Here is a 7,320-nt window from a genome sequence, read left to right on the forward strand (position 1 = left end):
TCGCGCGCCTGCCGGCTGATGATCTGGCGGCGCACCAAAAGGCCATGGCGGCGATGCTGCGTGCCGGGCACGGGGTGGCGGCGGCGCGGGCCGTGCTGGCGGCGCGTACGCCCGAAGAGGCCGAAGCGCTGGTTGCCGAGGATGGCGACTGACGGTCCGGATCAGTGCAGCAGCTGGCGCGCGCCGCCCGACCAGCTAATCATCAGGCCCAGCGTGCGGCCCATCACTTCACCGGTCATCGCGAAACCTCGGGGACTGACGTCCTGTGCGTGTTCCAGCGCTATGGTCAGGCGCGGCTGTGCCACCAGCACGGCGACAAGGATCAGGCCCAGCACTGCCAAACGGGATACCACCGGGCCGTTCATCGCGAGTCTCCTGCTTGCCGGCTCCTAGTGGCCGGAGCAGGCTTGACGCGCGATGAATATGGCCCCGTCTCGTCTGACGTGCGGTGTTACGCCTCCTCGGTCGGCGCCGGCAGTGCCTTGGGCGCCTTGCGGGCCTTCAGCTTCTTGATGGCCGGCACGATCTCGAACGCCAGTGCACCGTCGCGCAGGTGCACGCGCACCTCCCCGCCATTGACCAGCTTGCCGAACAACAGCTCCTCGGCCAGCGGCTGCTTGATCTTCTCCTGGATCAGCCGGCCCATCGGGCGGGCGCCATAGAGCCGGTCATAGCCCTTCTCGATCAGCCAGGCCTTGGCCTCGTCGGTCAGGCTGATGTGCACCTCGCGGTCGGCCAGTTGCATTTCCAGCTGCAGCACGAACTTGTCGATCACCATGGCGACCACGGCCGGCGGCAGATAGCCAAACGGCACCGTGGCATCGAGCCGGTTGCGGAATTCCGGGCTGAACAGCTTCTTGATCGCTTCCTCGTCCTCGCCTTCGCGGGTGGTGGCGCCAAAGCCGATGCCTTCGCGCGCCATGTCGGCGGCACCGGCATTGGTGGTCATGATCAGGATGATGTTGCGGAAATCCACGGTCTTGCCGTGGTGGTCGGTCAACTTGCCGTTGTCCATGACCTGCAGCAGGATGTTGAAAAGGTCCGGGTGGGCCTTCTCGATCTCGTCGAGCAGCAGCACCGAATGCGGCTGCTGGTCAACCGCATCGGTGAGCAGCCCGCCCTGATCAAAGCCGACATAGCCGGGAGGCGCGCCGATCAGCCGGCTGACCGAGTGGCGCTCCATATATTCCGACATGTCGAAGCGGGTGAGCGGGATGCCCAGGATACTGGCCAGCTGCTTGGCCACTTCCGTCTTGCCGACGCCCGTCGGGCCGCTGAAGAGATAGCAGCCGATGGGCTTGTTGGGCTCTCGCAGGCCGGCCCGTGCCAGCTTGATGGCGCTGGCCAGCTTCTCGATGGCGGCATCCTGGCCGAACACCACGCGCTTCAGATCGGCTTCCAGCGTGGCCAGCTGGGCCTTGTCGTCGGTGGAAACGCTCTTCGGCGGAATGCGGGCCATGGTGGCGATTACCGCCTCCACTTCCTTCACGCCGATGGTCTTGCGCCGCTTGTGCTCGGGCAGCAGCATCTGCGAAGCCCCGGTCTCGTCGATCACGTCGATCGCCTTGTCGGGGAGCTTGCGGTCGTTGATGTAGCGTGCCGAAAGCTCCACCGCCGCCTTGATGGCATCCGGCGTGTACTTCAGCTTGTGATGCTCCTCATAGGACGAGCGCAGGCCCATCAGGATCTTGATCGTGTCTTCCACCGTCGGTTCGTTGACATCGATCTTCTGGAAGCGCCGCAGCAGGGCGCGGTCCTTCTCGAAATGGTTGCGGAACTCCTTGTAGGTGGTCGAACCAATGCAGCGGATGGCCCCGGACGACAGGGCCGGCTTCAACAGGTTGGAGGCGTCCATGGCGCCGCCGCTGGTCGCCCCGGCACCGATCACCGTGTGGATCTCGTCGATGAACAGCACGGCGTGGGGCAGCTTCTCCAGTTCGTTCACGACGTTCTTCAGCCGCTCCTCGAAATCGCCACGATAGCGCGTGCCGGCCAGCAGCGCGCCCATGTCGAGGCTGTAGATCACCGCCGGCTTCAGCACGTCGGGCACCTGGCCCTCGACGATCTTGCGGGCCAGGCCTTCGGCAATCGCGGTCTTGCCGACGCCGGGATCACCCACATACAGCGGGTTGTTCTTGGAGCGGCGGCACAGGATCTGGATGGTGCGGTCCACCTCGGCGGCGCGACCGATGAGCGGATCGACCTTGCCGGCCTTGGCCTTGTCGTTGAGGTTGACGGTGAACTGCTTCAGGGCGCTTTCGCCGCCCTTCTTCTCGCCCTTCTCGGCCTTGGCGGGCTTTTCCTCCGGCTCCTCGCGGTCGCTGGCGGCACCCTTGGGCGGCTTGGCTTCCGACTGGCCGGACTTGGCGATGCCGTGGCTGATGAAGCTCACAGCATCGAGCCGCGTCATGTCCTGCTGCTGCAGGAAGAACACCGCGTGGCTCTCGCGCTCGGAGAACAGCGCCACCAGGACGTTGGCACCGGTCACTTCCTCGCGGCCCGACGACTGGACATGCAGGATGGCGCGCTGCACCACCCGCTGGAAGCCAGCAGTAGGCGAGGGATCAACGCTGGCGTCGGTCTTCAGGGCGTTCAGCTCGGTGTCGAGATAGCGCACCAGCTGGCTCTGCAGATCCTCGAGCTCGACATTGCAGGCCTTCATCACCTGCGCGGCGTGGCTGTCGGTGGTCAGCGCCAGCAGCAGATGTTCGAGCGTCGCATATTCGTGCGTCCGGCGGGCAGCTTCGGCCAGAGCGTTGTGGAGGGTCTTTTCCAGTTCACGCGTGAACGAGGGCATCTAGGTCTCCGGGGCGCCGTGCCTTCAGGGGAAAGCAGCGCCATTGCCGGCCCGGCCTGTTACCGGGCCATGACGGCAATGTCTGCCTGCCCTGCCCAAACATCAAGGGGCAAACGGCCCATGCCGGCAATTTGGTCTGTGGCATTGTTGCACAGCCATGACTGGCCAGCCGCGATTGCCCGGGCCATGATGGGCCGGGGTTGAAGAACAAGGGGAATATCATGCGCCAACTCATCGCTGCCCTGCTGCTGGCCAGCGCGCCAGCCGCCGCCCAGACGGCCACCCAGCCAGCGCCCGCCATGGCAGGCCCTGCGGCCGGCACCGGCTATCTGACGCCGCGACCGGCCCAGTCCCTGCTGCGCCTGCTGCCGCCGCCGCCCGAGCCCGGGAGCCCGGAGGCGCGCGCCGAAATCCGCCTGTACAAGGACAGCCGGCGCGGCATCGGCGGGCCGCTGTGGAACAAGGCGGTCGGCCAATTGTCGGTGACCAGCCCGGCCTTTGTGCAACAACTGAGCTGTGCGCTGGGTGCGAAGATCGGGCCCCAGACCACGCCAGCCACCATGGCGATCCTGCGCCGCGCCGGTGCCGATCTGGGCCCGGCGATCAATGCCGCCAAGGAGTATTACAAGCGCCCGCGCCCGTTCACCATGGATCGGGGCAAGGCCTGCGACCCGGATTCGGCGGTGGATGGCGGCAAGGCGCTGGGCTTTTCGTACCCGTCCGGCCATGCCGCCGTGGGCTGGCTGTGGGGCCTGATCCTGGCCGATATCCGGCCCGAACGCAGCGCCGCCCTGCTGCACTTCGGCAAGCAGACCGGCGATCTCAGGATGGCCTGCCGGGTCCATTACCTGTCGGATGTGACGCACGGCCGCCTGTTTGCCACCGGGCTTTATCAGGCCATTGCCGACCACGCCGAATACAAGGCCGACATCAGCCGCGCCGCCGCCGAACTCAGCCTCGCCCCGGTGCCGGAAGGCTGCCCGGCGTCCTGACGCGAACAGGGGGCGCCGGCCAAGCCGGCGCCCCCCTATCTCGCGAAACCGGCGGCAGTGGTTACGCCGGCACGGCCTGGTTGAACGGCGTGTCCTTGTCCGGCCGCATGTCACCGGGCAGGCCCAGCACGCGTTCGGCGATGATGTTCCTGAGGATTTCATCGGTGCCGCCGGCGATGCGCAGGCCGGCCGAGCCGATGTAGGACCCTTGCAGCTTGGCCAGTTCCGGATCGGCGTCGGCGCCGGCGATGAAGCCGTCCCCGCCCGACAGGTCGAGCGCGAAGCTGGCCAGGTCCTGCATGGTCTTGGCCACCACCACCTTGGAGATGGACTGTTCCGGCCCCGGCACCTGGCCCTTGGACAGCGCCGAGAGGGCGCGCATCTGAGTCAGCTTGATGCCCTGGTCGTTGATGTAGGTCTGGGCGATCTTCTGGCGCACGTCGGACGCGGCGATGGCCGGGTTGCCGTCGGCCGCCTCGACACCGCGGGCCAGCTTCATCAGCGTGTCATAGCCCGGCGCATAACGCGGCTTGCCGCCGACAGCGAGACGCTCGTGCATCAGCGTGGTGAGCGCCACCTTCCAGCCATCGCCCACCTCGCCCAGCCGGTGCGTGTCCTTCACCCGCACGCCATCAAAGAACACCTCGTTGAAGTCGCTGCCGCCGGACATCTGCTTGATGCCCTTCACGGTCACGCCCGGCGCCTTCATGTTGACGATGAACATCGTCAGGCCCTTGTGCTTGGGCTTCGACGGGTCGGTGCGGGTGACGACGATCCCGAAATCGGAGGCATGGGCAAAGCTGGTCCACACCTTCTGGCCGTCGATCACCCATTCATCGCCATCCTTCACCGCCTTGGTGCGGATGCCGGCGAGATCGGAGCCCGCCGCCGGTTCGGAGAACAGCTGGCACCAGACTTCCTCGCCCAGCAGCGCCTTGGGCACATAACGCTGGATCACCTCGGGCTGGCCGTGGGTGAAGACGGTGGGGATGCACATGCCGAGGCCGATGGAATAGAGGCCCTGCGGCACGTGGAACCGGCTTTCCTCCTGGCCATAGATGATGCTGTGCATGGGCGACAGGCCCTGGCCGCCGAACATCTTGGGCCAGGTGATGCCGGTGTAGCCGGCGGCGTGCTTCTTCGCCTGCCAGGCCTTCGATCGGGCGATGAACTCGGGCAGCTTCCAGCTTTCCGCGGCCGGCTCGCGATACTCGGCGGCGTTGTCTTCCAGCCATGCGCGCACCTGGGCGCGATATTCGGCTTCCTGCGGTGTGTCGTTGAAATCCATGGTCCGTCTCCCGTCGTCCTTTTCAGCCCCGGGCGTTCAGCCTGTCGAGGCGCATTTCGTCACGCGCCCGACATTACGCAGCGGCGCGGTTGCGCTGCTCCAGCGCGCGCACCAGCCGTTCCGACCACCAGCTGCGCGGGCCGAGCGCCGCCACCAGCGCGCGGTTGCGGCGATAATAGAATTGGCAGTCGCTTTCCCAGGTGAAGCCGATGCCACCGTGCAGCTGCACATTCTCCTCGGCACAAAATGCCAGCGCGTCGAGGCTGGCCACGCGCGCCGCTGCCGCCGCCTGGCGCAGTTCCGGGCCGTTCATGCCGATCATGGCCAGGCCATGCAGGGCGTGGGCGCGGGCGAGTTCCAGCTTGATGTACATGTCCGCGCACTTGTGTTTCACGGACTGGTAGCGGCCGATCTTCTGCCCGAAGGCCACGCGCGTCTTGGCATAATCAACGCTCATCGCCATCGCCGCCTGCGCGGTGCCGATCGCCTCATAGGCGAGGATCACGGCGGCGCGGTCGAGCCAGTCCTGGTAATCGCCGGCATTGCCCAGCGCCTCGGCCGGCGTGCCCGCCAGCGTCAGCCGGCCGTGGCGGCGGACGAGGTCGATCGTCTCCACCGCCGCGGTGTCGGCGCCCTTAAGATCGACGATGAAGAGCTGTGGGCCATCCGCGCCAGACGCCGCGACGATGGCGACATGCGCCACGGCCAGATCGGCCACCGGCTGCTTGACCCCGGTCAGCGCGCCGCGGTTCTCGATTGCCCTCACCGTCCCCGGGCTCACCGCGCCGGGCTCGTTCCAGGCCACGCAGGCGATGGTCTTGCCGCTGGCGATGCCGGGCAGCCACTTCGCCTTCTGTTCGGGGGTGCCGGCCAGCACCAGCGCCTCGGTGGCGAGCAGGGTGGAGACCAGCGGCACATGGGCGAGGCTGCCGCCGGCGGCGTCGGCCAGCTGCGCCACTTCCTCCACCGACAGGCCAAGGCCGCCAAACTCCTCCGGCACGCGCGCCGCAGTCCAGCCCAGCTCGGCAATCTCGGCCCATAGCGCGGCATCCATGGCCGGCGCGCCTTCGGCGATCGCCTTCCTCGCCGGTCCGGTGCCGGCCTTCTCGGCCAGCAGCCGGCGCGCCTGTTCGCCCAGTTCCTTGGCTTCGTCGGAAAAATCGAAGTTCATGGTTGAAGTCCCTCCCGCGGGCCGTTGTCCGTGACACCGGATGTTGTAGGCGGGAGCAGGGGTGGCCGATACTGGCGCAAGTTTCAGCCTGCGGACGGCGGCTCAACCCTTGCGGAACAGGGCATCGGCGGCATTGCGGAACGCGGCGGCGCCGCTGCGCTTGGCGCGGGTGCGCGCCAATTCGGCCTCGAGCGCGGCGATGCGCGCATCGAGCTCGGCAATCGACAGATGGTCGAGATCCTCGCGCGCCAACTCGGCGGAAAGGTCGACCTTCTTTCTTGGCAAGTCGCTCTCATCGAACATGCCCGCCACGCTGGCGCGCGGCGGGCATGTCGTCAAGCTGGCGTGATGGGCCAGGGGGTTCAGCGCAATCAGGCCATGGCGAGACGGGGGGAACGGGAGCCCAGTGCGGCGCGGCTTTCCAGCGCCGACCACAGCGCGATGGCCAGCAGGCCGATGTCCTTGATCAGGAAGCCCTGCAGATCCTCACCGATGGCAGGCGTGGTGAACAGGAAGCTCAGCGTGCCCAGCAGTGCCAGAGCGATCATCAGGCTCCCAGCCAGGCCGGCGCGCGCCGACCACGGCCGGGCGACCAGCAGCAGCGCGGCTGCCACTTCATAGACACCGATCAGGTTGGACGCGCCCTGCACGCTGAACAGCGCATAGAGCCAGCTGAAGAACGGGCTGTTCGCCATCAGCGGCTGGATGGCGGCGGCTTCGACGGCGGTGAACTTGTAGAGACCGAAGCCGAGGAAGAAGAGGATCAGCGCGCCGCGCAGCAGATGTTCGCCAATGGCGAGGGAACGGTTGGTGGTCATGGCCTTGCTCCTGCTCAAAAGGATGCGCCATGCATATACCGCACCCCCGAGTCGGGCAAGAGGAATATGCGCCGTGCATATTATTGCGGCGGGTCTCCAGTCAGCGCCGCGTCGGCCGGGCAGTCGCTGCAGCTGCCGGGATCGCACAGGCGGCAGCTGCGATAGGCGTCGGCGTCGCTCTTCGTGCCGGCCAGAAGCCAGCGCTCCGCCGCCGTGGCCAATGCGGCCCGCTCGCGGGCTGGCAGCAGGTCGAG

7 protein-coding genes are annotated in these 7,320 nt (G+C 67.1%); 1 reads left to right on the forward strand and 6 read right to left on the reverse strand.

Annotated elements, in window-relative coordinates:
- Positions 1-161: 161 nt before the first annotated feature.
- Together GJV64_RS09355 and clpA are read right to left on the reverse strand one after the other, a co-directional pair.
- Complete coding sequence (locus tag GJV64_RS09355) at positions 162-365, reverse strand: hypothetical protein (protein ID WP_164156979.1); 204 nt, start codon at positions 363-365, stop codon at positions 162-164.
- Positions 366-451: 86 nt separating this feature from the next.
- The gene (gene clpA / locus GJV64_RS09360) at positions 452-2,797 is read right to left on the reverse strand and encodes an ATP-dependent Clp protease ATP-binding subunit ClpA (protein ID WP_164156980.1); all 2,346 of its coding nucleotides are present in this window, start codon (positions 2,795-2,797) and stop codon (positions 452-454) included.
- Between the two features lie 221 nt (positions 2,798-3,018).
- Between clpA and GJV64_RS09365 the strand changes: the two genes are divergently transcribed.
- On the forward strand, positions 3,019-3,789 hold the full coding sequence (locus GJV64_RS09365; protein ID WP_164156981.1) for a phosphatase PAP2 family protein: 771 nt from the start codon (positions 3,019-3,021) through the stop codon (positions 3,787-3,789).
- A 61-nt stretch (positions 3,790-3,850) separates the two neighbouring features.
- Here GJV64_RS09365 and GJV64_RS09370 read toward each other — a convergent pair whose 3' ends face one another.
- The 4 genes from GJV64_RS09370 to GJV64_RS09385 all read right to left on the reverse strand — a co-directional run bounded on the left by GJV64_RS09370 (position 3,851) and on the right by GJV64_RS09385 (position 7,066).
- Complete coding sequence (locus GJV64_RS09370; RefSeq protein WP_164156982.1) at positions 3,851-5,077, reverse strand: acyl-CoA dehydrogenase family protein; 1,227 nt, start codon at positions 5,075-5,077, stop codon at positions 3,851-3,853.
- A 73-nt stretch (positions 5,078-5,150) separates the two neighbouring features.
- Entirely contained in the window at positions 5,151-6,248 is a 1,098-nt protein-coding gene (locus tag GJV64_RS09375) for an acyl-CoA dehydrogenase family protein (RefSeq protein ID WP_164156983.1), read from the reverse strand.
- Between the two features lie 102 nt (positions 6,249-6,350).
- On the reverse strand, positions 6,351-6,551 hold the full coding sequence (locus tag GJV64_RS09380) for a DUF1192 family protein (RefSeq protein ID WP_164156985.1): 201 nt from the start codon (positions 6,549-6,551) through the stop codon (positions 6,351-6,353).
- A gap of 68 nt (positions 6,552-6,619) precedes the next feature.
- Positions 6,620-7,066, reverse strand: a complete 447-nt coding sequence (locus GJV64_RS09385; protein ID WP_164156984.1) for a DUF417 family protein — start codon at positions 7,064-7,066, stop codon at positions 6,620-6,622.
- Between the last annotated feature and the right edge of the window lie 254 nt (positions 7,067-7,320).

Origin of the sequence: Sandarakinorhabdus rubra (assembly GCF_010994245.1) — a bacterium.
In the GTDB taxonomy this organism is placed as follows: Bacteria; Pseudomonadota; Alphaproteobacteria; order Sphingomonadales; family Sphingomonadaceae; genus Sandarakinorhabdus; species Sandarakinorhabdus rubra.

Bases quoted from the DNA above. Each gene is read 5' to 3' on its own strand.
- GJV64_RS09355 (WP_164156979.1), bottom strand. From the start codon at position 365: ATGAACGGCCCGGTGGTATCCCGTTTGGCAGTGCTGGGCCTGATCCTT.
- clpA (WP_164156980.1), bottom strand. From the start codon at position 2,797: ATGCCCTCGTTCACGCGTGAACTGGAAAAGACCCTCCACAACGCTCTG.
- GJV64_RS09365 (WP_164156981.1), top strand. From the start codon at position 3,019: ATGCGCCAACTCATCGCTGCCCTGCTGCTGGCCAGCGCGCCAGCCGCC.
- GJV64_RS09370 (WP_164156982.1), bottom strand. From the start codon at position 5,077: ATGGATTTCAACGACACACCGCAGGAAGCCGAATATCGCGCCCAGGTG.
- GJV64_RS09375 (WP_164156983.1), bottom strand. From the start codon at position 6,248: ATGAACTTCGATTTTTCCGACGAAGCCAAGGAACTGGGCGAACAGGCG.
- GJV64_RS09380 (WP_164156985.1), bottom strand. From the start codon at position 6,551: ATGTTCGATGAGAGCGACTTGCCAAGAAAGAAGGTCGACCTTTCCGCC.
- GJV64_RS09385 (WP_164156984.1), bottom strand. From the start codon at position 7,066: ATGACCACCAACCGTTCCCTCGCCATTGGCGAACATCTGCTGCGCGGC.